Raw genomic sequence first — 25,886 nt, forward strand, 5'->3', positions numbered from 1 at the left:
CTTATTATTTTTTATCAAGGCCAATGAATAAGCCAAGAGGGTTTCCATATCACGTAGACGATTTAGCCAGCTGTCAATTGGAAGTGAACCTATACAACCGTATTCTTTACTCTTTTAAGATTGAAAAAAGCATAATTAGGAAATGTGCATTGGTAAAATATTATTAATTTAACAATTAAATCAAAAAAAATTATTTAAACAATTTGGCTAGTGGTAGTTTGTGGGGGATATAAATGGCTAATTGTTTGAATGTGTTACTAAAGAGATCAAGCAAATGATTTCTCGTTTTTCTGTGAATAGAAATAAGTTATTTTGCTGATATATTTAAAAAATTTTCATTTCTAGAAAGTGATTATAGAATAAAAAGTAATAGCAAGATTAGACGGGACCAGATACATGATAAGAACAGGTGAAGAGTACCGTGAGTCAATAAAAGATAGCCGTGAAGTTTATATAGCAGGAGAAAAGGTAAAAGATGTTACTAGCCATCCTGCTTTTAAGCCGATCGTTGATGTAAAAGCGAAAATTTATGACATGCAGCATAGCGCTTCTACAAAAGATGTCATGACCTATCAAGCCGATAATAATGAAGTGTGTGCTATCGCCTTAAAGCTGCCGCAGAGTAAGCAAGATTGGTGGGATAAGAAAACAGCCACTAATTTGATGATGAATGAAGTTGGCGGTGTTGTTACCCGAGTCGGGGATGAGACGGTTGGCGAAATGTGGTCACTGTATGATTCACAAGAAGCGTTAAATGGCATCAATTCTGAATTTTCAGACAATATAAAAAATCACATTAATAACGTTATTATTAACGATACATTCCACTTAACGGCGAACACAGATCCAAAAGGCGATCGTTCTAAAGCGCCTCAATTACAAGATCCGGACATGCGCTTACATGTTGTGCGAGAAACGGATCGCGGCATTGTGGTTCGCGGAGCAAAATTTGAAACAGCCGCAGCTTACGCTAACCAAGCCTATACCAAGCCCACGATTGCTAATTGGGAGGCGGATACAAAATTTTCAGATTATGCATTAGGCTTTATTTGTAATTTTAGCTCTCCCGGTCTCAAAATTATTTGTCGCGATGGTTTTGCTGATAAAAATCCTTTGGATTATCCCATTGCGACAAAGTTTGATGAAATTGAAGCATTGGTCATTTTCGATGATGTTGAAATTCCATGGGAAGATGTGCTGTTCTATCGAAACACCCAAGCCGCGAAGTTTATTCACACTTCGCTACATCGATATTCTGCCTTTGCATTTATACAGCGTAATTTAAAAGTTGCTGAGTTATTAATTGGTGCATCAATACTGAATGTCCAGCAAACTGGCGTAGATAATCAAGTTGGTGTGCAGGAACGCTTATCTAAATTGGCATGCTATCGAGAAGGTATCGACGCTCATTTAATTTCATCTATTGCGATGGCTGAAAAAAGCCCGAGTGGTTTGGTTATGCCTAATCAGTCATTGCTTTATGCGGGCCGCGTTTTTGCTTGTTCTCAGCTTTATGAAATGGTCAACGTTGCGCGTGAATTAGGTGGTGGGCAAGTATGTTTAACACCTAATTACGATACGTTTAACCATGATGAAACTAAGCCATGGTTGGATAAATTTTACAACGTAAATGCTCAGTGGCCAGCTGAGGAAAGAAGAAAGTTGCTGGCGTACTCTCGTGATCTATGTAATTCAGACTACGCTGGTCACAGGTTAACATTCCAAGAATTTGCTCAATCACCGCGTTTTGCTCATCTAGCGTCGGTTTATCACCATTTTGATTTCGATGGGCCTGCTGAATTGGTTCGCCAAGCGGCAGGTTTAAGTCAAACAATACAGTCAACACAGCTCGAAAATACAGGTGTGGCGGGGGAACATGGCTCTTTCTTGAGCACTACGGCAGATATTTTAAATAATAAAACTCGCCTATAAACAACGAAAACTCCAATTTAATCATGTTTATACGAGTCACTTTCTATGAGCTATTCTTCTAGAAGTGGCTTGTTCGGCTCTCTATTTTTAACTAAAACCCAAGACATAATTTGATAAAAAGCATTGGATGAGCATCCACAATTATGAATAAATTTTAATTATCCAAGAACTTAAAAATTAATATTTTACTAATGTTTCGTGGAATCATAATGTCTGAAATTGAATAACGTGAAACATTAATCCAATGACTAAAGATAACTAATAAGTCGCTTACTTATGAGTGACTAAAACAAACGTGAAAAGAGATAATACTATGATTATTGGTGTACCTAAAGAAATTAAAAATCATGAATACCGTATTGGCTTAACGCCTGCTGGGGTTAAAGAGTTAGTTTTAAATGGTCATAATGTGATCGTTGAAAATAATGGCGGTGCCTCGATTGGTTTCGATAATGAACAGTATGTTACAGCGGGTGCAAAAATTATTGATAGCGCTGCGGAGATATTTGCTACTGCCGATATGATTATCAAGGTAAAAGAGCCACAACCTGTAGAATGTAAAATGCTTCGTCCAGGGCAAATACTGTTTACATATTTACATCTAGCACCTGATCCACAGCAAACTGAATTATTGGTTGCATCAGGCGCAACGTGTGTTGCCTATGAAACCGTGACTGCTGAAGAAGGTGGTTTGCCTTTATTAGCACCAATGTCTGAAGTAGCCGGTCGTATGTCGATTCAAGCAGGAGCTCACGCGTTAGAAAAAGCACAGGGTGGACTTGGTGCGTTACTTGGCGGCGTTCCGGGTGTTGCTCCAGCTAAAGTATTAATTGTTGGTGGTGGTGTTGTAGGAACTCAAGCTGCAAATATGGCAGTAGGTATGGGCGCTGATGTCACTATTTTAGACCGCTCTTTACCACGTTTACGTCAATTAGACGCAGAGTTTAAGGGTCGTTTGAAAACCGTTTATTCTACGGCTGATGCAATGGACCAACTTATCGTCGAAGCTGATTTAGTGATTGGTGCGGTATTAATCCCAGGTGCTGCTGCGCCGAAATTGGTGACAAAAGAGCACATCAAAATGATGAAGAAAGGCGCTGTTGTCGTCGATGTTGCCATTGATCAAGGTGGCTGTTTTGAAACATCAAAAGCAACGACACACCAAGATCCTACCTATATTGTTGATGATGTTGTTCATTACTGTGTTGCCAACATGCCTGGTGGCGTGGCTCGTACTTCAACAATGGCACTTACCAATGCAACGATGCCGTTTGCTGTAACACTTGCCAATAAAGGTGCTAAACAAGCGTTACTTGATGATAAGCATCTACTCGCGGGACTAAATGTTCTTGGCGGAAAAGTGACTTATAAACCTGTTGCCGATGTTTTAGGATATGAATACATATCCCCAGAAGTTGCTCTAGCCAGTTTGTAATGTTTAGCTAGATGCATATCTCACTGTATCTGAAAGAGTACAAATTTAACGTTTGTACTCTTTTTTATACGATTCGATAAGGCTTTTAAGCAGGCTGTAAACCTTACTGGTCCCTTAAAGCCGTTTCTTTTATGAATTCAAGTGAAATTATCCGGTTGCTTCACAGTTCTTTATTTTGCTTTCACTAAGCTTCTTGCCTTTTAAAGCAAGGAATTACAGGTCGTTTTATTCAATTTCTCTAGAATTCAGTATCTTTTTGAACGTTAACTTTGTTGAATAGATTTTTTTTATTCGATTGTAAGGTTAATAATATTTTAACAATTCATTAACGCTCCTTAATCTAGAGTGAGTAATCAAAGCGATACCGAAAAGCAATACCCGCAACGCTTTCGTATCGGATGTGGACATGACGAATAGATAATGAATACGCATGTTATCAGGGCGGGCAAGTAGAAAGAGCTGAAGATGAAAAAGTCACCCACTATAGATATGTTAAAACAACTCATTCATTTTGATACGACGAGCATTAACTCAAATTTGGAGTTGATGAATTACGTAACAGAATACCTAAATTCGTACGGTGTTGAGAGTACATTGATCTACGATGAGGATGGGAAGAAAGCCAACCTTTTTGCCACTATTGGCCCAGCAGGTATTTCAGGTGTTATGTTGTCGGGACATACTGATACTGTGCCCGTCACAGGACAGAATTGGACCAAAGAGCCTTTTACTCTGAGTGAAGAAAATGGTCGTTTTTATGGCCGTGGTACCAGTGACATGAAAGGCTTCGTTGCAACTGTTCTTGGTGCGGTGCCAAAGATGGTTGCTCAAGAGTTGCAGATACCTATACACCTCGCTTTTTCTTATGACGAGGAAATTGGTTGTATCGGCGTGCGTAGCTTGATTGATATGTTGAAGAATTCTCCTACCAAACCTGCTGTATGTATCATTGGTGAGCCGACATCAATGAATGTGGTGACTTCTCATAAAGGAAAGCTGGCCGCTAAAGTAACTGTTACAGGAAAAGAGTGCCACTCAGGTATGGCTCCCCAAGGCGTAAATGCGGTTAATTACGCTGCACGTTTGGTTTCTTGGTTAGAAAACGTTGCGATAGAAAAACAGACTAATGGCCCATTTGAAGAGGGCTACGAAATACCTTATAGCACAGTACATACTGGAGTTATTAATGGTGGGAACGCCTTAAATATTGTTCCCAAGCACTGCAGCTTTCTATTCGAAATTCGCAATATAGCCGCAGAAGATCCAAAAGAGATACTCGCCGAATTTAAAGCATACTGCTCAGAACTAACGAGTGAAATGCAAAAAACCGATGCCAATTGCAAGATTGATATCGAAATTACCACCGAATACCCAGGGTTAAATACACCTGAAAGCGACCAAGCGGTTGCCTTTGTCCGCAAGCTTGCCCAATCAACAAACCACGCCAGTATTAATTTTGGCACTGAAGGAGGGTTATTTAGTCACCATCTAGGTATTCCTACCGTTGTTTGTGGTCCCGGTAGCATGAATCAAGGGCATAAACCAGACGAATATATTCATGGAGAGCAGCTAGTTAAGTGTGAAGAATTTATAGATCGTCTAATCCTAGAGCTAAGTACCAATCGTGACATTCATCTAGACCTTTAGAGATGACGGGTTGGTATAGGTTCTAAAATAAACGTTAAACTAAAAAGGAAAGTTCAATTATGGAAATTAGTCAGAATCATCCACAAAGTTCAGCTGAACCGTCAGCTTCGACATCAACCTTTAAGAGGACACTCGGCCTTGGTTCGCTATTAGCGGTTTCCGTGGGTTTGGTTGTGTCACAAGGTGTAATGGTATTGATGCTTCAAGGCGCTGGTATTTCTGGATTAGGGTTTATCATACCGCTCATCATCGCTTACTTCTTGGCAATCACTTATATTTATTCTTTTTCTGAATTATCACTAATGATCCCTAAAGCAGGTGGTCTTGCAAGTTACACTGAGGTCGCAATTGGGCATTTCTCAGCCATACTCGCGGTCTTTTCTGGATACGTTGTGGTAACCATGTTCGCCGTCTCAGCCGAACTTTTATTAGTGGATTTTATCATTAATAAAATCTTCCCAGATATGTTCCCTAAATATGTCGTCGGCTTTGGGTTGCTTACTATCTTTACTCTTTTGAATTTAAAAGGTCTTGATGTATTTGCTAAATTACAGTCTGTTCTAGCTTTCGTCATGATTACGTTACTGCTTATTATCGCGCTAAGTGCTCTTGCTGGCCCTATGGATGCGAAACCGATAAGTCTTGATGCTCTGACGGCTGATTGGAACCCGTTGGGTCTCGGTGTAATCACGCTTGCAGCATTAGCGATATGGGGGTTTGTTGGCGCGGAATTCGTTTGTCCATTAGTTGAAAACGCGAAAGAACCAAACAAAAACATCCCTCGTTCAATGATTATTGGGATGACCATTATTTTTGTCACCATCTCTTTGTATTGTTTTGCTGCTTTACTGTATGTGCCAGCTGATCAGTTAGCAGGATCGACAGTACCTCACTATGATTTTGCACTTGCCGCTTTTGGTGATATTGGGCTTATTCTTATTGCAGTAATTTCAATAACGGCAACTTGCAGTACCGTGAATACTTGTCTTGCTGCTATACCTAGAATGCTTTACGGCATGGCTTTAAATGGACAAGTGTTCCCACAATTAAAAATTCTTTCAAAGAAAAACAAAACACCTTGGGTAGCAGTACTGTTTGTCGCAGTAATTACAGGTATTCCAATGGTATTGCTTGTTGATCAGCCTGAATCTATTGGCTTACTGCTTGTTTCGGCAGCAATCGCTTGGTTGATTTCTTACATCATCACGCATATCAATGTGATTGTATTACGTCGTCGTTACCCAAATCTAAACAGACCGTATAAAACGCCTTTTTATCCAATCCCACAGATTGTCGGGATCATTGGGATGATTTACTCAATCTACTATGCATCACCTGCACCAGAGCTTAGTTTTCAAATCTTCAGTTCTGCAGGCGTTGTGTTAGGGGTTGTCTCAATCATTGGTGTTATCTGGGTGAAGTTTGTGATGAAAAAAGGTCTATTCACTCCAGAACCGATTGAAAGTGTATTGGGTAAGGACAAATAAACGGGATAAGTTAATAGAAATATAAAAACAAAATTACATTTTAACGTTGTAAACAAAAATCTGTTTTTAGCTACATGTTATTGACCACTGTGTTGAAAAGTGTAGCTAAAAACTCTTGCACTACGATTGAGGAGTTCCCCTACAATGAACTATTTAGATAAAGAAATGCAAAACGTTTGGCAAAAAGATAAAGATCACCACATTCATCCTTGGACTGATTTTTCATCATTTAACGAAACGGGTGCCATGATTTTATCTGGTGGCGACAAAGCACATGTTACTGATGGCGCTGGTAAACGATATTTAGACGGTATCGGCGGATTGTGGTGTGTCAATATTGGTTATGGTCGTCAAGAGATTGCGCAAGCAATGGCCGAGCAGGTAATGAAAATACCTTATTACTCTGCATTTGGTCACCACACTACTCAGCCAGCTGCTGAATTGTCGGCAAAACTTGCAGAACTCGCACCTGGCGATCTCAATCACGTCTTCTATGGTTGTGGGGGCTCTGTTGCAAATGACACCGCTGTTCGTATGGTTCATTTTTATTTCAATCAATTAGGCAAAACTTCGAAGAAAAAAATCATTTCGCGTATTGATGGATACCATGGCAGTACTTACATGGCGATGTCAGTTACTGGCGTTAAATTCGATCATATCGGCTTTGACATCGAAGAAGAACTTGTTCACCACATTTCATGTCCTAACTCTTACCGTCGACCTGCAGATCAAAGCTTAGAAGACTTCTGTGATGAAAAAGTGCAAGAGCTTGAAGACAAGATTCTGGAACTTGGTCCTGATAATGTCGCGATGTTTTTTGCTGAGCCAATCATGGGTGCTGGTGGGGTAATTGTTCCGCCTCCTGGGTACCACAAAAGAACTTTGGATGTTTGCCACAAATACGACATTCTTTATATTTCTGATGAAGTGGTAACGGCTTTTGGACGATTAGGCCATATGTTTGCCTCCGAAGATGAGTTTGGTATTGTTCCAGACATCATTACTTGTGCAAAAGGTTTAACTTCTGGTTACATTCCTCTTGGTGCCACGATTATTTCAGATAAGATTTATGATGTAATCAGTAAGCCACAAGCTGAAGGTGCATTATTTACTCACGGTTACACCTATTCAGGTCACCCTGTGAGTTGTGCAGTTGCACTTAAAAACATTGAAATACTTGAAAGAGAAAATATTTGTGACAATGTAAAAGAAATGGGTAGTTACTTTGAAGAGCAGCTACGCACACTAAGTGATCTTTCTATCGTTGGGGATATTCGCGGTAAGAAATTCATGATTTGTATTGAGAATGTCGCGAATAAAGAAACAAAAGAGCTAATCGATGGTAAAGCTAAAGTAGGCAATAGAATCGCAGATTATTGTGAAGAACAAGGACTATTAGTTCGTCCTCTTGCTCACATGAATATCTTGTCACCGCCACTTATTTTGACAAAAGAAAACATCGACTTTCTTGTCAGTACATTAAGAGGTGCGATTGAAAACACTATTTCCGATTTAAAACAGGAAGGGTTTATTTAATAACCATTAGAATTAACGTTATAAGGTTTCCGCAAACCTTATAACGTATTCTTTATTGTAGGTTTACTTCTTGTGCTTAAATTTTTCAAAATCATAACTTATCATTTTATCTATTCAAATGTTAAATGTAGGTTTGTATAAAAATTAATTAACCATAGACAACAAAGGATTAAATATGTCTACAACTAATACTCAAGAAAGTTGGCTAAAGCTAAAAAATGAATTGGTCTACCAAAATCAAGCATGGATAGATGGTCAATGGCACACTCCCACAAATAGTGAAACCTATGCAGTAACTAACCCTGCAACGGGTGAAGTCATCGTGGATATGGCAGCCTGTCAGCAAGAGGATGTTGATGTAGCTGTTGCGGCAGCAAAACGTACCTTTGATGCTGGCGTTTGGAGCTCGACTTCACCTGCTCACCGTAAAGCTGTGTTAAAAAAATTAGCTCAATTAATTTCAGAAAATACCAATGAGCTCGCCCTTCTTGAGTCGTTGAATATGGGTAAGCCCGTTGCAGACGCAGTTAGTATAGATATCCCCGGTTCAGCTGCTTGCATCGAATGGTACGCAGAAGCCATTGATAAAGTTTACGGCGAAGTTGCCCCTACAGATGCAGATAATTTTGCCACTATTACGCGAGAGCCTATTGGTGTGATCGGTGCTGTTGTTCCTTGGAACTTTCCTTTAGATATTGCTGTTTGGAAGATAGCTCCAGCACTAATAACAGGGAACTCTATTGTCTTAAAGCCAGCGGAAGAGTCACCACATACTGTGTTAAAACTCGCAGAGTTAGCTAAAGAAGCAGGTCTCCCTGATGGCGTTTTAAATATTGTTACTGGTGTTGGTGCGGTAACTGGCCAAGCTTTAGGTCTACACAATGATGTTGATTGTCTTGTGTTTACTGGCTCAACAGCGACGGGTAAGCGCTTCTTAAAATATTCAGCAGAATCGAATATGAAGCCGGTTTGGCCTGAAACGGGCGGAAAAAGTCCAAATTTAATATTTGCCGATTGTGATTTAGAAAAAGCCGTTACTGGTGCTATAAACGGTATTTTCTTTAACCAAGGCGAAGTGTGTTCCGCTAACTCAAGAATTTTAGTTGATAACAAAATAAAAGCTGAGTTTATGGATGCGTTTATTAAGGCGGCCGAAAAACTCGTACTTGGTGACCCTCTAAATCCTGCAACTCAAGTTGGTGCAATTATCGACCAAGCTCAAGTAACACGTATGTTAGCAACGATTGAGAAAGCGAAAGAGCAGGGTGCCAAACTTGTTCTAGGCGGTAACGCCGATGAAACGAAGCGGTTTTTATTCCCTACGATTTTTGATGAAGTCACACCGTCGATGGAAGTTGCAACCGAAGAGATTTTCGGCCCTGTTGCTGCGGTCATCGGTTTTGATACCGAAGAAGAAGCTGTTCAGATTGCGAATGACTCAATTTATGGGCTAGCGGCTTCTATATGGAGTAATAACCTATCTCTTGTTCACCGTGTATCACGAAAATTACGCGCCGGAACAGTTTCAGTGAATACGGTTGATGCCTTAGACTTCTCAACACCTTTTGGTGGTTACAAGCAATCTGGTTTCGGACGTGATTTATCATTACACGCGTTAGATAAATTCACCCAGCTAAAAACCACTTGGATCAAACTAGTCTAGTGATTAAATGCTTGTAAAACTAAACCTTCTGAGACTATGCCTCAGAAGGTTTTTTATTACGAGAAAATGGCGTTAGGTAAGGTATACATACAATAACTATTCGCGCTTTAGTTACTTCAACCCAAGCTTTTTAAGAAAAAACACTGCCGGGCAGAATCCAGTAAACGCACTTTGAATTAGATTCACACCGATAAAGGCAGTAAACCAAACAAAATTCGCATGAACGAAATAGGTGAGAACCAAAGACACTAACACCATAACACCCGCAAAGACCTGAATACCTTTATCAATAGTCATAAAAACGTTCCTCAAGTAGTCGATAGTTCAAACTATAAATAATTATATTAGATAAGCCTAATTAAAGTTAAACTAAATTCATCTTATCTAAATAAGAATTGACTAATATAAAAACTGACGTATCATTCTTAGTACGAATATAAGTGGGTGAGGCAAGTATGAAACGATCAGATATCGATATTGAAAGCATGCAGAAGAATGCCAAAGAAGTGTCTGAATTGTTGAAAATAATGGCTCATCCTGAACGCCTGATTGTCTTGTGTCAATTGACTCAGGGAGAGGTCGGGGCCGGTCAACTGCAACAAGGATCGAGTTTGAGTCAGTCTGCTTTTTCTCAACACCTCGGTTTATTACGTAAGCATGGTTTGGTTGTGATTAGAAAGGAATCACAACAAGTTTACTACTCGCTTGCGGACCAACGTTCATCAAGAATCATAGAAAGCCTAGAACAGATCTTCTGTGAATAATATTGTTTTGCCAGTCAACGAATTAAAGTTCATGACCCATATAAGGGAGAATAAGATGAGAAACGCTTACTTAGCTACTGCTGTTACATTGTCGATGATGGGAGTGAGTTTGACGAGTTCCGCAGAGCAACTCTTTACCGTGAGTCGTGATTCGATTCCAAACCTTATTCAATTTGATGGTGTTGTTGAAGCAGTCAACCAAGGAACGGTAGCAGCACAAACCAACGGACGGATTGTGGGGATAAATGTTGACGTTAATGATCGAGTGAAAAAAGGTGATGTGTTGTTAGAAATTAGTGCAGCCCAGCAAAGTGCATCGCTCGATGCAGCACAAGCACAGCTGAGTAGCGCGAACGCTCAGAACCGAGATGCTCAGTCTCAAGTGAAACGCTATCGTTTGCTATTCCCGAAAGGCGCGATTTCTCGAGAGCAGATGGACAGTGCAGAAGCTCGAGCGAATAGCTCTGAAGCCGAGGTAAAGTCGGCACAAGCAAATGTGACTAAGGCAAAGGATGCATTAGGTTATACCCGTATTAAGGCACCTTATGACGGAGTTGTGACAGAGCGCTTCGTCGAGCTGGGAGAAACAGTCGCGCCTGGCTCTCCGCTGTTTAGTGGTTATGGGGTATCGCAGCTTCGAGTGAAAACTCATGTTCCGCAATATTATCAATCTCAAGTTAACGACGTCAGTCAATTCCAAGTGCATTCACCATCTGGTGCTTCTTTGACACCCACGTCGTACAACTTATTCAGTTATGCAGATCCTCAGACCCATACCTTTACCATTCGTCTAGAACTTTCTCAAGAAGCCAATGATCTACTGCCGGGCATGTGGGTTAAAACCGATTTTAATTATGGTGTTCATTCCGCTTTAGTTGTGCCAAAAGAAGCGGTGATTCGTCGTGGTGAATTGAGTTCGGTGTATCGTTGGGAGGATGAGCATTCGGTACTCAATCCAGTGCGCCTTGGACAAGTGTATGAAGGTTATATTGAAATACTTTCTGGGCTAGAAGTAGGTGATCAGGTTGTTAGTAAGGCTGTTACGCTGGAAGGTAAATAGTATGGATAAGCCATTAGGAGTTTCTGGCCGTATCGCGGCGATGTTCCAACATTCAGCAATTACACCACTACTTGCCATTGTTGGAATGTTAATGGGATTGTTCGCCGTAATGGTGACACCCAAAGAAGAAGAGCCACAAATTGATGTGACTTTTGCTGACATTTACATACCTTTTCCCGGAGCTTCACCGCAAGAAGTCGAAAGTTTGGTGACTAACCCTGCAGAACAGATCATTTCTGAAATGCAGGGAATTGATAAGATCTATTCGTTCTCTCGTCCAGATGGTGCGTTGATTATTGCGATCTTTGAAGTCGGGGTATCACGTAATGATGCCGTGGTGAGAACCTACAATAAACTCTATTCCAATAACGACTGGATGCCGCAAGGTGTCGGCGTTGGCCAACCGGTAATCAAACCGAAAGGTATTGAAGATGTCCCGATCGTGAGTATTACTTTAAGTGATAAAACCGGTCGTTTGGACAACGAGCAATTAACCCAAGTCGCTTCTGGTTTAGAGACTGAGTTAAAACGTATTCAAGGTACGCGTGATATATATACCATAGGCAAACATTCGACCATTGTTGACGTGCGTCTTGACCCAATAAAAATGAACGGATTTGGTATTACACTTGATCAACTTAATCAAACTTTGGTTGCGGCTAACGCGTCGTCTTCAACCCTTAAAATTACTCATGACAACCAGCAATTTCCTGTTCAAGTTGGGCAATTTTTAACTCGAGTTGAAGATGTAAAACAGCTGGTTATTGGGATGAACGAAAATCGCCCAGTTTATCTTTCTGATGTCGCGGAAATAAAAATAGGCGCCGATACACCAAGTCAGAATGTGTGGACCAGTAACAAAGAGAGTATTCACCCAGCGGTGACGATAGCCGTTGCAAAAAAGGCAGGGGAGAATGCAGTTGATGTTGCGAATCAGGTTGAAACTCGTTTAGAAGAGCTTAAAAATCAACTAATTCCAGAGAACATTAGTGTCGATATTACGCGAGATTATGGCCAAACTGCCGCCGAGAAAAGCAGTAAGTTAATTGGGAAATTAGCCTTTGCGACCGCTGCAGTAGTGTTGTTGGTGATTTTAGCCATGGGTTGGCGCGAAGCGATTGTGGTGGGTATTGCGATTGTGATTACCTTAATGATTACCTTGTTTGCATCGTGGGCGTGGGGATTTACCCTCAACCGAGTATCGTTATTTGCGTTAATCTTCTCGATAGGAATACTGGTGGATGATGCCATTGTGGTGGTTGAAAATATTCACAGGCATATGGCACTAGGAAAACGAAAACTCAAAGATCTGATACCAATAGCAGTCGATGAAGTGGGAGGGCCAACGATTTTAGCCACACTGACAGTCATTGCTGCACTTTTACCAATGGCATTTGTGTCGGGGTTGATGGGACCATACATGAGTCCAATTCCAATCAATGCCTCGATGGGAATGTTGATATCACTAGCGGTGGCGTTTGTGCTTTCTCCTTGGTTAGCGAGTCATTTGCTTAAAGATGCACACCACGAAGAGAAACCAGCCTCTAAAGGGGTGTTTTATAAGGTTATGGCTCCGTTTGTTTTATCCAAACGTCAGAGGCGCAATCGATGGTTCTTATTACTCGGTATTTTTGCATTAATTGCGGGATCATTGATCTTGCCGTTGACTAAGACTGTCGTAATGAAAATGCTGCCATTCGATAACAAGTCAGAGTTTCAAGTTGTTCTCGATATGCCAGACAATGCGTCATTAGAAAAAACACAGCGTTTGTTGTTCGACGTTGGCCGAGAACTTAGTAAAGTGCCAGAAGTTACGGATTACCAAATTTATGTGGGTACCGCAGCCCCGATTAACTTTAACGGTTTAGTACGTCACTACTTTACTCGAAGCGATGCAAATCAAGGGGATATTCAAGTTAACCTTGTTGATAAAAACCATCGTGATAAATCGAGTCACCAAATTGCCAGTGAAGTTCGTCCTGCCTTACATGCAATAGCAGAGAAATTCGGTGGAAAACTCAAAGTCGTTGAAGTGCCGCCGGGGCCACCAGTGTGGTCGCCAATTTTAGCGGAAGTCTATGGGCCAACGCATGAAATTCGTAAGCAAGCGGCTCGCGAAATTCGTGAAGTGTTCAAAGCAACCGATGATATTGTTGATGTCGACATCTATCTACCCGAGCCGTATAAAAAGTGGCAGGTAGTGATTGATCGCAACAAAGCCTCACTATTACAAGTTCCGTATAACAGTATTGTCGATGCGATTTCGACGGCTGTGGGTGGACAAGCCGTGACGTACTTACACAATGACTACAATAAATACCCGATTCCAGTACAGGTGCAGGCCAGTGAGTCAGCCAAGGTTCGTTTAGAACAAGTGATGAACATGATGGTGGGTAGTTCGAATGGCAGTCGATATCCTCTGTCTGACTTAGTGACTGTGCGCCAAACCGATATGGATGATTATATTGTTCACAAAAACTTGGTGCCGACGGTGATGGTCGTTGCGGATATGTCGGGTAGTACCGATAGCCCACTGTACGGGATGTTTGATGTCTATTCAGAGCTCGATAACCTTCCATTTAACATTGAGCAGAACTTGATCGAACAACCCTCTGGTATCGATAAAGTTGCGGTTCTTTGGGACGGTGAATGGACCATTACTTATGAAACGTTTCGAGATATGGGCATCGCATATGGTGTTGGAATGATTCTGATCTACTTGTTGGTGGTCGCACAGTTCCGTTCGTATTTGGTTCCGTTGATTATCATGGCACCTATTCCGCTCACGATCATTGGGGTTATGCCGGGTCATGCGATATTAGGAGCGCAGTTTACGGCGACCTCTATGATTGGCATGATCGCTTTAGCTGGAATTATTGTTCGTAATTCAATTTTGCTGGTGGACTTCATTAACCAACAAGTTGATGAAGGGATGGCATTTGCTGATGCCGTGATTAACTCTGCTTCAGTTCGAGCCAAACCAATTATGTTAACCGCATTAGCAGCGATGATTGGCGCGGTGTTTATCCTGGATGACCCAATATTTAATGGTCTAGCAATCAGTCTGATCTTCGGTATTTTTGTTTCGACCGTATTGACCTTGGTGGTGATTCCGGTGCTGTATTACGTGGCAATGAAGGAGCGGTTTACGCTTGAGGTAAGTTAGAAACTGATTCGGGCATTAATATAAAACCCTCTCTGTGAACTCGATGTTCGCAGAGAGGGTTTGTCATTTTTAATCGTGACTATTTACACTGTTCCAAGCTGCTTATTAGCGCAACAAGAAGTGAACTGTATTGCTCTTTTCCTATCGTAATATTGGCACCTAGTGGGTCCATAACACCAATCGTGTTTACTGTGGAATCTTCAAACACCGTTTGTACCATATCCGGATTATATTGTGGCTCGGTGAAGACACAGGTAACACCCAGATCGCTAACGGTTTGGCGAATTTCTGCAATACGAGCGGGACTTGGATCCGATGCATCTGAAATTGAAATCGCACCGCTTGCCAATAATCCAAAGCGTTGTTCAAAATATTGGTATGCATCATGGAATACGATGAATTTAGCGCCTTGTAATTCCTGTGCTTGTCGTTTTATATCAGCCGTCAGTTGATGTAAGCGTTCAATAGCCGCGCTCGCATTGTTCTGATATGCCCGAGCATTATCACTGTCTGCCTCAGAGAGTGTTTTGGCAATTGTGTTCACCCACGCTTCTGCGTTTTGAGGATCTAACCATACGTGAGGATCATGCCCTTCGTGATGATGGTCGTCATGACCTTTTTCATCATGGTGCTCGTCTTCATGATGGTCGTCGTGGCCTTTTTCATCATGGTGCTCGTCTTCATGATGGTCGTCGTCGTGGCCTTTTTCATCGTGGTGCTCGTCTTTATGATGGTCGTCGTCGTGGCCTTTTTCATCGTGGTGCTCGTCTTCATGATGGTCGTCGTCGTGACTTTCTTCGTCATGGTGAGCATGAGCTTCAAAGGTTGCGCTTTCACGAAAATCATAAAGAGTAACGCCTTCAGTTTCCATCATTTCAATTTTTGTTGCGCCACTTGCCAGAGTCTCTAACGGTTTTTCAAGCCAAGGTGTTAATCCTTCGCCGATCCAAAATACAATATTGGCATCAGACAGTGCTTTTGCCTCCGATGGACGCAAATTGTATTCATGTGGTGATGCTTCTGGGCGAATTAATAAGTTCGGTTCGCCAACACCATCCATAACTTGTGCCACCAATGAGTGTAGCGGCGCAATGTCTACGGCAACGCTAGGCACTTGGGCGTAAGCCTGAGAGGCGCTTGCCACGCTAAGGCAGACACCCAATACGGCTTTCTTAAACATGCTTTTCTCCTAGTAATGTCCAAATCAGTCACCAATATGAAGAGTGGTAACCTTTTCTATCTAATGTTGTTATGTTATAACATAACAACATTGAACAATGTCTGGCAACTGATTTTTGCTTTAGCCCATTTGCCTGACGAAATCCCGCTATTAAGAGAACGTAGATGTTAATTTCCTCACACGCATTGTCTGTGAAGTTCGGTAAACACGTGATATTGGATCGCGTAAATTTGTCAGTAAATCGAGGTGAAATCGTCACGATTGTCGGCCCTAATGGATCTGGAAAGTCGACCTTATTAAAAACCTTAATAGGGGCGGTTCCTCTTGCTGGTGGACATATTGATCGTGCTGACGATTTGAAAATTGGCTATGTTCCTCAACGCCTGCATATTGATGAAACCTTACCGATGACGGTCGTTCGATTTCTGACACTGCCAGTACGTCATTCAAAAGAAGCAATTGGTGATGCTTTAACGCGAGCAGGAGTCGCTGGTTTTGAAAAGCAGCAAATAATGTCATTGTCAGGAGGGCAACTTCAACGAGTTTTATTAGCGCGAGCGTTGTTAGAAGAACCTTCCCTTTTGATATTGGATGAAGCAACTCAAGGGCTCGATCAACGTGGAATGATCGATTTTTATCAACAGATAGATGCAATTCGCAAAGAAACCAATTGTGCCGTGATTATGGTAAGCCATGATCTTCATGTTGTGATGCGCCGAACTGACCGCGTGATTTGTCTCGACGGTCGCATATGCTGCCAAGGTGTACCAGATAAGGTGACGGAATCTCCAGAATATAAAGCGTTATTTGGTCTGGATGATGATGAGGTGCTTGGTGTTTACCGTCATCACCCGCATTCGCATCAGGGCCAAGGAGCATCGACATGTTAGATGACTTTCTTTGGCGTGCTGCGTTAGCTGGAATTGGAGTGACATTGGCCGCTGCGCCATTAGGCTGTTTTATTGTTTGGCGCCGTATGGCGTATTTTGGTGATGCCACTGCTCACGCGTCAATGTTAGGCGTTGCACTGTCACTTTCTTTCTCACTACCAATTCTTCCCGGCGTATTATTTATATCGCTTCTTATGGCGATCACCGTATCTTCATTCAGTGGGCGAGGATATGCGATGGATACCTTGCTGGGTGTGATGGCGCATTCTGCATTGGCGGTTGGACTGGTGGCGGTTTCGTTTTTGTCTGGTGTCCGGCTCGATCTTATGGCGTATCTGTTTGGGGATATTCTTGCTGTTAGCAAAACAGACTTGTTGGTGATTTGGGGAGGCACAATATTGGTCATAGGCCTGATTAGTCACCGCTGGTCTCGCTTACTGTTGTCAACGTTAAATAAAGATTTAGCTCTTGCCAGTGGTTTTTCGCCAAAACGCGAACAATTGATTCTTACCATTGCACTTGCCTTGGTGGTCGCCGTCGCCATAAAAGTGGTTGGTGTATTACTCATTGTCGCAATGTTGATTATTCCTGCTGCCACCGCACGCCCGTTTAGTCGAACTCCTGAAATGATGGTGGTGCTAGCAGCACTATTTGGTAGCGGATCCAGTGTCGTTGGTCTGCATTCTTCGTTTGTATTTGATACCCCTACCGGTCCCACCATAGTGTGTGTGGCTGCTGGATTCTTTTTAGTGTCGAGTGTGGTTTGGAAAATGACGAATAACACTCGCTCAATCAAGGAGTGAATACCCATGACAGAAATGGAAAATAAGGCTCGCATTGTTAGTGCGACTGTAGCGAGAGGTAAGGAATCGAGTGACATGTGGGAGGTTGAGCGATGAGTCTACAGCTGACGGCGGAACCAATGTCAATTCGTCCGATAACAACACCGGTATTCGGCTCTGAGCCGAAAGTCTTTGCAGATATTTACAAGCCAGATCATAACATCGCGATTTGGCAGCGTACGTTGTCGACGCAAATGACAGAGGATATTGATGCGCTGTTACAAGATGGGCAACTGGCGTTAGTTCGCAGTGTTACACCCAAAGATGCGGGTCTATGGCTTCGGAATAAGCTTGAAGGGTACGCTTGTGCAAAAGCGCTAAGTGAAGATATTGCGCTTATCGTTGATATGTTCTGCTGCTTGTTTGATCTAAAGGAAGCTGGCGTACGGCTAACAACACTCGACAGACCAATGTGCCCCAAATTTCATGTTGATCAGATTCCTTGTCGCCTCGTGACAACTTATGCGGGTACCGCGACTCAGTGGCTGGGAGATAATGATATCGATCGTTCAAAACTTGGGGCGGCTAGTGCGGGAATACCTGACCATCTCTCAGGGCTCGTTAAAAATAATATGGCGATTAATCAAATGGAGTCTGGTGATGTCGCTTTGCTCAAAGGTGGCGGCTGGGAGGGTAATGAAAGTACTGCGTTGGTGCATCGTTCACCCGAGCTGTCCCCTAATGAACGACGGTTATTACTCACATTGGATTTTATCTAGTTGCGTTTACAAGTATCAACACATCGGTTTTATAAATAAGAAGGAGAATTTGAACCATTATGCAGGCAACGCTGATTAAAAATGCGCTCGTTGTGAACGAAGGCATTGTAAAGGAAACGGATGTTCGTCTCGTCGGACAACGAATAGAAACCATTGCGACCCACCTCACCGCTAAACCGGAAGACATTATTGTCGATGCCAAGGGGCGTTACCTTCTTCCAGGAATGATCGACGATCAAGTCCATTTTCGCGAGCCCGGTTTAGTTCATAAAGGTTCCATTGCTACAGAATCACGTGCAGCGGTGGCGGGCGGTATAACCAGCTATATGGAAATGCCAAATGTAAACCCTGCGACCACAACCATCGAAGCATTAGAGCGTAAGTTTGCGATTGCCGCAGAGCGTTCGTTTGCTAACTACTCTTTCTACTTGGGTGCAACAGAGGGCAACCTCGACCAAATAAAAGCACTTGATCCTAAATGGCACTGTGGCGTAAAAGTGTTTATGGGAGCATCGACTGGTGACTTACTCGTAGAAGACCCGCAGGCGTTGGATGCAATATTTCGTGACTCTCCTGTCCTCATTGTCACGCACTGTGAAAGTGGCGCAGTCATTAACCAGAACCGAACACAGCTCATGAAAAGCGGAGCTCCTTTAACGATTGATGATCATCCTATTCTTCGAGATAAAGAAGCCTGTTATGCATCATCCTCATACGCGGTCGATCTGGCGAAGAAGCACGGCAGCCAGCTTCATGTTTTGCACATTACAACAGAAAAAGAATTAGCGTTATTTCAGCAAGGGCCGATTGAGGGTAAACGCATCACAGCAGAAGCGTGTGTGCATCATCTTTGGTTCAGCAATGAAGACTATGCTTTACTTGGGAATCAAATTAAATGTAACCCTGCAGTTAAATACGCCAGTGATCGCGAAGCATTATTGAATGCCTTGAAGACGGGACAAATCGATATCATCGCGACGGATCACGCTCCTCATACTTGGGAAGAAAAACAGACCGATTATGATGTGGCTCCAGCCGGCCTTCCTCTTGTGCAGCATGCCTTACTGAGTTTGTTCGACCACGTGAATAATGGAAAGATGACCCTTGCTCAAGTGGTGGAAAAAACCGCCCATAACCCAGCTATTCGGTATGCAATAGAAGACCGTGGCTATATACGCGAAGGTTATTTTGCGGACTTAGTGTTAGTGGATCTCGAGGTACCAACACAGGTTAGCCATGAGAACAGCTTGTACCATTGTGGTTGGACGCCTTTTGCGGGACACGAATTCTCAGCTCAGATTTCTCATACTTGGGTTAATGGATCGTTGGTCTACGCAAATAAAACTGTGAATGAAAAAGCCACTGCAGCCATGCGTCTATCGTTTAATCGCTAGCCTCGGGTTTAGTCTGGAAATAAAGAGAATTTAGTATGTTAAGAAGAAACCCTAGCGGTCATTTACCTCAGGTGTCGGAGACCGCATTCGTTGATCCGACAGCCATTATTTGTGGCAAAGTAGTGATTGAAGATAACGTGTTTATTGGGCCCTATGCCGTAATTCGCGCAGATGAAGTGAATGAGCAAGGTGATATGGAAGCCATAGTGATTAAGCGTGACACCAATATTCAAGATGGCGTTGTGATTCACTCTAAAGCTGGTGCTGCCGTGACAATTGGAGAGCGATCTTCGATTGCGCATCGTTCTATTATCCATGGCCCGTGTGAAGTCAGTGATGATGTTTTCATCGGCTTTAATTCCGTAGTGTTTAATGCTGTGATCGGTAAAGGCTGCGTTATCCGTCATAACTGTGTCGTTGACGGTTTGGATTTACCTGAGCATTTTCACGTACCACCTATGACCAATATTGGAGCAGAGTTTGACTTAAACAGTATTTCTAAAGTACCACCTGAGTATTCTGCATTTTCCGAGTCGGTTGTATCGGCAAACCATACCCTTGTCCAAGGTTACCGAAGAATTGCTAATGAGCTTTGATGGTATTGGTTTTCGGGTTGTGATGTTGTGGATGGCGATGATTATGGTTGCACCGAGCGTTCATGCTCATCCACACTCTTGGGTCGACTTGAAAACCACTGTTCAAGGTAAAAATGGGCTTATTACCGGCTTTAAGATGGAGTGGTCCTTTGATGCGATGACGTCGGCCTACATGCTTGATGGCGAGGGTATTACGCCTCAAAACGAGCAAGAAACGTTTCGACGGTTGTCTGCGTCGGTGATGGAAAATATGAAGTATGAGCATTATTTCACCTATTTTTACGATGGTGAAACGCCAATCAAATACCAGGTTGCACACAGTGATAGGTTGGTTCGTGATCGTTCGAAACTTGTTCTCAGTTTCACGCTTCCTTTATCTGAACCCAAATCTGTGACTCGCGAGGGTTTGAGTCTGTTGATCTTTGATCCAAGCTATTATGTCGATATGGCGTGGAAAGCAGACAATGACGTTGTGTTGTCACCAGAGTTGGCTAACGATTGTGGGTTAGAAATCCATGAGCCAAACCCGACACCTGAACAAGTAAGCTATGCTTTATCTCTACCTGCGGATGTCGATCCAGATGAAGCACTAGGGCAGTTATTTACTCAAAGTGTGCAAATCCACTGCGCTAATTGAGCATTCCTCAGAGAGCTATATAATGACAAATTCAATACGTAACACACGAACTATCACGCTTATTTCGATTGTATTGTTGATCGTATTCGGTGTTTATCAACTCTGGTTAATCTGGCCAACGATCATAGTCGCTAGTGCACAATGGCAGCGTGAGATTAACGCTGAAATTGCCGATTTACTCTATGAAGCGCAAACCAATCCGTTGGTGGCTGGGGGGTATTTAGCGGGACTGAGTTTTTTGTATGGCATGTTTCATTCATTGGGACCAGGGCACGGAAAAGTGATCGTGACCACCTACCTCGCGACACACCCAACTAAGGTGAAAACCAGCCTTATCTTAACCGTTGTTTCGGCGTTATGTCAGGCGCTCGTCGCGATTGTATTGGTGAGTATTCTTGTCTGGGGCTTTAGTATGTCGATGCGTGCGGTAAACGAAACCGCAATGCTTTTTGTATCAGTGAGCTTTGCCTTGGTTGCGATATTAGGTGTGTTGATATGTTGGAAAGCGACGAGAAAAATATATCGTTCTCTGAGCCCAGCAACCTTTCAAATACATGCTGCGATGCCATTAAATAACCCTTCATTAGCTGGACAAAAACCGATAATTTCGAATTCGGTGGTTAAGTCATCGATGCTCCTAAACAATGACATGACAAGATCCCAAACACATGTCGCACAGGATAATAGCCATCATCATGGCGAAACGTGTGGCTGTGGGCATCAACATGTAGCGGATGCCGATGCGATTAACCGAGCTTCTACACTGAAAGAATACATCGGTATTATTGCCACCATCGGGATTCGTCCATGCACGGGCGCGATAATGGTCTTGCTCTTTGCCAATGTCGTTGGGCTTTACTGGATGGGTGTGGTGAGTGCGATCGTGATGGCGGTTGGAACGGCATTTACGACGTCAGTTATCGCGATTCTAACCTTGACCGGGAAACAGTTAGTTCGACGTTACCTGGTAACAAGTGATCGAGATCGGAAGAGTGGCTGGAAGCTTGCCGGCTACTCGCTTCAATTGTTCGGAGGAGTATTTCTTATCGTCATTGGCTTAATCTTGCTAAGCGGCACCGAATACGGAATGTCACCTGTGTTTTCGCTGTAAAAAAAGGCCCTGATAGCATCGTCTATCAGGGCTTTAAAATATGGTTTTTATTTCATGTTAGGTGAGATTAGTCCACTGAGACGGTGCGTTTTTCAGCCAACGCCATAGCAATATTTGCCAGACTGTATGCGGCTTCGTTGATAAAGTGAGGGTAGATCTCTCCCTTTCCTTTCCAGCATATCTCTTTACCAGTAAAAGTAACCAAAAGAGGCTCACCAGACTTAACGGGTTCGAAGTCTTTTCCACAGATACTTGGATGAACGATTGCTTGACGCATGCCGTGTGTATCTAGGGGAATATGGACTTCTTCAGTAAAGTAAAACGCATTAAAATCGTTTAGTTTTGGTATTTGTTGTGTGTTGTGCTTTTCGACGTAATCGAGAACTAAAGTGAGCATACGCTTCATCAGATCTAACGTTTCATGTTTCAAGGCTCCGTGAGCTTGAGCACCGACTTCGATCATCACACCGTGTTGTCCAGCCGTACATAGATACGCTTGTTCTGACCAAGTAATGGTATCTTCGAATAGGATATTGGCTTCGGGCATGTATTGTTTTATGTATGCGCCCATCTTGAGGTAGAACGCATCTGAGGAAAGCAAGATTAACGTTGCTCCCATATTGCTGGTGGTATTGTGAAGATCGACGATCAATTGATTATCGGTCTGTGAATACTCTTCTATTATTTGACGAGCAATGGGGTGGCGTTCGCGGGTTGAGTCGCCTTCGTTGGAGTTTGAGAACTCGCGGTTTAAATCGGTTTCAATAAATCGAACGTTGCGTTTCATCGCTTCTTTATTCGCGATGATCGATACTGTGTCAAAGCTAGGACGTTTTGCATCATAAAGTCCATCGTTGATGAGTTTGTTCAGGTAAATGCCGGACAACTCATTTCCATGAGTTCCTGATACGATTAGTACGCTATTTAGATTATCAACTTTCATTTACATCACGTTCTTCGAATAATAATTACTGTTATGTTATAACAATTTTCAACGTAGTGGAATCTCGTGTCACAAGGTTTACTGCGTTTGCATTTACCTCTTTAGGACGGGTACGGTATCTAGATATGATGTACTGTAGAATCATATCTCGTTATTGCTGTTCAAGCTCTCGTGCTGTCATCTTATGCCTACAATTCAAGGAGTGAATTAATGAAGCTTCAAGCTATTACCTATTTTAATGAATTGGTGAGTTCCCGTTCTATCCGGCAAGCGGCGGAAAATTTAGGGGTTTCGCCGACGTCAGTGATTCGTCAGTTAGAAAACCTTGAGCACTATGTTGGAGCTGCACTCCTTATTCGGGGGGCGAGAGGGATTACGCTTACCGCTGCGGGAGAGTTATTAGCCGTTCGTTCAAAAGATATGATGCGTGACCTTGATAATGCGAGACAAGCAATTGATGACTTGCGTGGGTTAAAGAGGGGTAAGGTAGCAATTCATATTAATGGTGCGGCAATCAATACGATACTCGCTCCTGCATTGGCTGAGTTTTATAAGCTCTATCCTGCGGTGTCAATTGAGGTGACGGTTTCATCTGCGGAAGATGCGATTAACGCTGTTACTAATGGTCATACGGATATCGCTGCGACCATGTTTTCGTCTTCCGATCCACTATTGGATATCCGATTTAAGTTTCCGGTATATCATGACGTAGTCATGGCGGTTAATCATCCGTTAGCGACTTTAAAAGACATTACCCTAGAAGATATCCGGAAATACCCTGTGGCTATGCCTGATAAGTCATTTGGAATTCGACGCCGATTTGACCAGCGACAACGAGCAATAGGGCTAGTGCCATTAGAGCCTTCATTCACCACTTCTTCTCTGGAACTGCAAAAAAGAGTTGGCATTACGCCAAGCGGCAGTATTGATTCTTCCAGCCATGTCAGTGATTCGTGAAATTCAGTCGCAAGAGCTTGTCGTCAGACCTTTTCAGGCTCAATCGGCTATTCGATCAGAACTTCAAATTGGTCGTGCCAAAAATACCGAACCCAGTTTTGCTGCGGCACGTTTGACTGACTTTCTCGAAGAGTTTTTGCCTGCTCATGCTCAGAATATCTATCGCGAAGTTAAACAATAAGTTGGTCGCGATAGGTTTCTCTAAAAATCAATATGATAAGCTATTCCAACTTTCATTTATAATAAGACATCGCTCCCTCTGATACGCCGCAAAATCAGTGTTACGGTTTTAGTGTTACTGTGTGCTAATAAAACTGATTGCAATTACACTGAAATCTCAGGCATGGTAGGGATATTAAATAAAACCTTTTAAAACAACCGGAAAGGAATCCATGTATGACTTGTAAGATTCGTTCTTTTGTTGCTGCAACTGTTATCGCTATGCTCACTACAAGTTCGGTGCATGCGGCGGCACGCACCGATCTTGTTTTAGGTATGAGTATTGAACCATCAGGGCTTGATCCTACTTCTGCAGCTCCTGTTGCTATTGGCCAAGTGGTTTGGCAAAACCTATTCGAAGGATTAGTCACTATAGGAAAGGACGGGGACATTGAGCCTGAACTGGCGGAAAGCTGGTCAATTTCGGAAGATGGGCTGACTTATACGTTCGATCTGCAAGATGATGTTAGCTTTCAAAATGGGGTTGCGTTTGACGCAAAGACCGCGAAATATACCATTGACCGATTGCTTGCCGATGATTCAATCAACCCACAAAAATCCTTGTTTAAATCGATTGAAAGCGTTGCGGCACCTGATCTTGATACTTTGGTGTTAACGTTATCTAAGCCATCTTCTGATTTACTTTATTGGTTGGGTTTCCCAGCTGCGGTAATGATAGAGCCTTCAAGTGAAGCATCGAATTCAACCTCACCAATAGGAACTGGGCCATTTAAGTTCGATGAATGGAAGAAGGGTAATCAAGTCTCGTTGGTGAAAAACCCAGAGTATTGGGGAAAACCAGCACAACTGAATAAAGTGACGTTTCGTTTCATTGGTGATCCTCAAGCTCAAGCAGCGGCGCTCAACTCTGGTGGCATAGATGCGATGCCAGAATTTAGTGCACCGGAACTTGTTAGTCAGTTTAAATCCAACAGCGCATTTGACACCGTGATTGGAACGACGAGCATGGAAGTGATTGCTGGAATGAATAATAGCAAAAAGCCGTTTAATGATGTTCGTGTTCGTCAGGCTCTAATGATGGCTATTGATCGTCAGGCAATTATCGATGCAACAAGTGAAGGGTTAGGTAAGCAGATTGGAAGTCATTATTCTCCTTCAGATGCTGGTTACGAAGATTTGACCAAGATTTTCTCGTACGATCCAACTAAAGCGAAAGCACTACTGGCTGAAGCTGGGTATCCAAATGGTTTCGCTTTCACAATCAAAGTTCCCACTCGACCTTATACCGAGCGTGCAGCAGAAATAATGCAAGCATACTTTTCTATGATTGGTGTCACGATGAACATAGAGTCGTCGGAGTTTCCTGCTAAGTGGGTGCAAGATGTATTTAAGGATACGAACTATGATATGACGATCATTGGTCACGCAGAGCCGCTTGATATCGGAATTTATGCTCGAGATCCTTACTACTTCAATTATCAGAACCCTGAATTTAATCAAGCTATGGCTGATATCGCCGATGCAACTTCGGAAACGGATCGAATTACTGGCTATCAAAATGCTCAGAAAATTCTCGCGAATGATGTCCCTTCTCTCTTTTTATATGCCTTTCCTAAAATTGGTATTTGGAAAAAAGATCTCGTCGGGATGTGGACCAATGAGCCTGTTCCTTCTAACGATTTAACTGACGTGTATTGGAAAAACTGATGAACTAGGGTGCTTGCGATATTGTGCGAGCACCCAGTCT

At 42.7% G+C, this 25,886-nt stretch carries 22 protein-coding genes; 19 read left to right on the plus strand and 3 right to left on the minus strand.

Translation table 11 applies throughout. The features are described from left to right. Nucleotides 1–396 precede the first annotated feature (396 nt). The 6 genes from ACXJY6_RS11250 to ACXJY6_RS11275 all read left to right on the plus strand — a co-directional run bounded on the left by ACXJY6_RS11250 (nt 397) and on the right by ACXJY6_RS11275 (nt 9,700). Nucleotides 397–1,932 carry a 4-hydroxyphenylacetate 3-hydroxylase family protein gene (locus ACXJY6_RS11250; RefSeq protein WP_458768381.1) on the plus strand — a complete coding sequence of 512 codons (1,536 nt, stop codon included), beginning with the start codon at nt 397–399 and terminating at the stop codon, nt 1,930–1,932. A gap of 313 nt (nt 1,933–2,245) precedes the next feature. Continuing rightward, a complete protein-coding gene (gene ald / locus ACXJY6_RS11255) occupies nt 2,246–3,367 on the plus strand; it encodes an alanine dehydrogenase (RefSeq protein WP_458768382.1) in 1,122 nt (373 codons plus the stop codon). Nucleotides 3,368–3,832: 465 nt separating this feature from the next. After that, nucleotides 3,833–5,014 (plus strand): acetylornithine deacetylase, encoded by a 1,182-nt coding sequence (gene argE / locus ACXJY6_RS11260; protein WP_458768383.1) that lies wholly within the window; start codon nt 3,833–3,835, stop codon nt 5,012–5,014. Between the two features lie 59 nt (nt 5,015–5,073). Next, complete coding sequence (locus ACXJY6_RS11265; RefSeq protein WP_458768384.1) at nt 5,074–6,501, plus strand: APC family permease; 1,428 nt, start codon at nt 5,074–5,076, stop codon at nt 6,499–6,501. A 144-nt stretch (nt 6,502–6,645) separates the two neighbouring features. Next, nucleotides 6,646–8,037 (plus strand): aminotransferase, encoded by a 1,392-nt coding sequence (locus ACXJY6_RS11270; RefSeq protein ID WP_458768385.1) that lies wholly within the window; start codon nt 6,646–6,648, stop codon nt 8,035–8,037. Nucleotides 8,038–8,212: 175 nt separating this feature from the next. Continuing rightward, nucleotides 8,213–9,700, plus strand: a complete 1,488-nt coding sequence (locus ACXJY6_RS11275) for an aldehyde dehydrogenase (RefSeq protein ID WP_458768386.1) — start codon at nt 8,213–8,215, stop codon at nt 9,698–9,700. Between the two features lie 111 nt (nt 9,701–9,811). On the opposite strand, the gene ACXJY6_RS11280 is transcribed toward ACXJY6_RS11275, so the two are convergent. Then, the gene (locus ACXJY6_RS11280) at nt 9,812–9,997 is read right to left on the minus strand and encodes a YgaP family membrane protein (RefSeq protein ID WP_458768387.1); all 186 of its coding nucleotides are present in this window, start codon (nt 9,995–9,997) and stop codon (nt 9,812–9,814) included. A 158-nt stretch (nt 9,998–10,155) separates the two neighbouring features. Between ACXJY6_RS11280 and ACXJY6_RS11285 the strand changes: the two genes are divergently transcribed. Genes ACXJY6_RS11285 through ACXJY6_RS11295 form a run of 3 tightly spaced genes read left to right on the plus strand, consistent with a single transcriptional unit; the run spans nt 10,156 to nt 14,690 of the window. Continuing rightward, complete coding sequence (locus ACXJY6_RS11285; RefSeq protein ID WP_456050341.1) at nt 10,156–10,464, plus strand: ArsR/SmtB family transcription factor; 309 nt, start codon at nt 10,156–10,158, stop codon at nt 10,462–10,464. Nucleotides 10,465–10,519: 55 nt separating this feature from the next. Continuing rightward, nucleotides 10,520–11,524, plus strand: a complete 1,005-nt coding sequence (locus ACXJY6_RS11290; RefSeq protein WP_458768388.1) for an efflux RND transporter periplasmic adaptor subunit — start codon at nt 10,520–10,522, stop codon at nt 11,522–11,524. Between the two features lies 1 nt (nt 11,525). Beyond that, complete coding sequence (locus ACXJY6_RS11295; RefSeq protein ID WP_458768389.1) at nt 11,526–14,690, plus strand: efflux RND transporter permease subunit; 3,165 nt, start codon at nt 11,526–11,528, stop codon at nt 14,688–14,690. A gap of 79 nt (nt 14,691–14,769) precedes the next feature. On the opposite strand, the gene ACXJY6_RS11300 is transcribed toward ACXJY6_RS11295, so the two are convergent. Then, nucleotides 14,770–15,870 (minus strand): zinc ABC transporter substrate-binding protein, encoded by a 1,101-nt coding sequence (locus tag ACXJY6_RS11300; RefSeq protein ID WP_458768390.1) that lies wholly within the window; start codon nt 15,868–15,870, stop codon nt 14,770–14,772. Between the two features lie 164 nt (nt 15,871–16,034). On the opposite strand from ACXJY6_RS11300, the gene ACXJY6_RS11305 reads away from it, so the two are divergent. The 7 genes from ACXJY6_RS11305 to ACXJY6_RS11335 all read left to right on the plus strand — a co-directional run bounded on the left by ACXJY6_RS11305 (nt 16,035) and on the right by ACXJY6_RS11335 (nt 22,059). Next, the gene (locus tag ACXJY6_RS11305; protein ID WP_456050345.1) at nt 16,035–16,760 is read left to right on the plus strand and encodes a metal ABC transporter ATP-binding protein; all 726 of its coding nucleotides are present in this window, start codon (nt 16,035–16,037) and stop codon (nt 16,758–16,760) included. Further along, the gene (locus ACXJY6_RS11310) at nt 16,754–17,563 is read left to right on the plus strand and encodes a metal ABC transporter permease (RefSeq protein WP_458768391.1); all 810 of its coding nucleotides are present in this window, start codon (nt 16,754–16,756) and stop codon (nt 17,561–17,563) included. Before ACXJY6_RS11305 ends, ACXJY6_RS11310 begins: the two co-directional genes overlap by 7 nt. A 92-nt stretch (nt 17,564–17,655) precedes the next feature. After that, nucleotides 17,656–18,321 carry a DUF1826 domain-containing protein gene (locus ACXJY6_RS11315; protein WP_458768392.1) on the plus strand — a complete coding sequence of 222 codons (666 nt, stop codon included), beginning with the start codon at nt 17,656–17,658 and terminating at the stop codon, nt 18,319–18,321. Between the two features lie 59 nt (nt 18,322–18,380). Further along, entirely contained in the window at nt 18,381–19,715 is a 1,335-nt protein-coding gene (locus ACXJY6_RS11320; RefSeq protein WP_458768393.1) for a dihydroorotase, read from the plus strand. Nucleotides 19,716–19,750: 35 nt separating this feature from the next. Further along, nucleotides 19,751–20,311 carry an LbetaH domain-containing protein gene (locus ACXJY6_RS11325; RefSeq protein ID WP_458768394.1) on the plus strand — a complete coding sequence of 187 codons (561 nt, stop codon included), beginning with the start codon at nt 19,751–19,753 and terminating at the stop codon, nt 20,309–20,311. A gap of 22 nt (nt 20,312–20,333) precedes the next feature. Then, nucleotides 20,334–20,948, plus strand: coding sequence for a DUF1007 family protein (locus tag ACXJY6_RS11330; protein WP_458768456.1), 615 nt, complete (start codon nt 20,334–20,336; stop codon nt 20,946–20,948). Nucleotides 20,949–20,967: 19 nt separating this feature from the next. Next, the gene (locus ACXJY6_RS11335) at nt 20,968–22,059 is read left to right on the plus strand and encodes a nickel/cobalt transporter (RefSeq protein WP_458768457.1); all 1,092 of its coding nucleotides are present in this window, start codon (nt 20,968–20,970) and stop codon (nt 22,057–22,059) included. 67 nt (nt 22,060–22,126) lie between these two features. Here ACXJY6_RS11335 and ACXJY6_RS11340 read toward each other — a convergent pair whose 3' ends face one another. Continuing rightward, nucleotides 22,127–23,002 (minus strand): aspartoacylase, encoded by an 876-nt coding sequence (locus tag ACXJY6_RS11340; RefSeq protein ID WP_458768395.1) that lies wholly within the window; start codon nt 23,000–23,002, stop codon nt 22,127–22,129. Between the two features lie 210 nt (nt 23,003–23,212). Between ACXJY6_RS11340 and ACXJY6_RS11345 the strand changes: the two genes are divergently transcribed. The 3 genes from ACXJY6_RS11345 (at nt 23,213) to ACXJY6_RS11355 (ending at nt 25,846) form a co-directional block, all read left to right on the plus strand. Continuing rightward, nucleotides 23,213–23,959 (plus strand): LysR family transcriptional regulator, encoded by a 747-nt coding sequence (locus ACXJY6_RS11345; RefSeq protein WP_458768396.1) that lies wholly within the window; start codon nt 23,213–23,215, stop codon nt 23,957–23,959. Then, entirely contained in the window at nt 23,943–24,140 is a 198-nt protein-coding gene (locus ACXJY6_RS11350) for a hypothetical protein (RefSeq protein WP_458768397.1), read from the plus strand. The genes ACXJY6_RS11345 and ACXJY6_RS11350 overlap by 17 nt, the downstream gene beginning before the upstream one ends. Nucleotides 24,141–24,355: 215 nt before the next feature. Further along, the gene (locus ACXJY6_RS11355; protein ID WP_458768398.1) at nt 24,356–25,846 is read left to right on the plus strand and encodes an ABC transporter substrate-binding protein; all 1,491 of its coding nucleotides are present in this window, start codon (nt 24,356–24,358) and stop codon (nt 25,844–25,846) included. Nucleotides 25,847–25,886 lie beyond the last annotated feature (40 nt).

The organism is Vibrio phycocola (genome assembly GCF_054404255.1).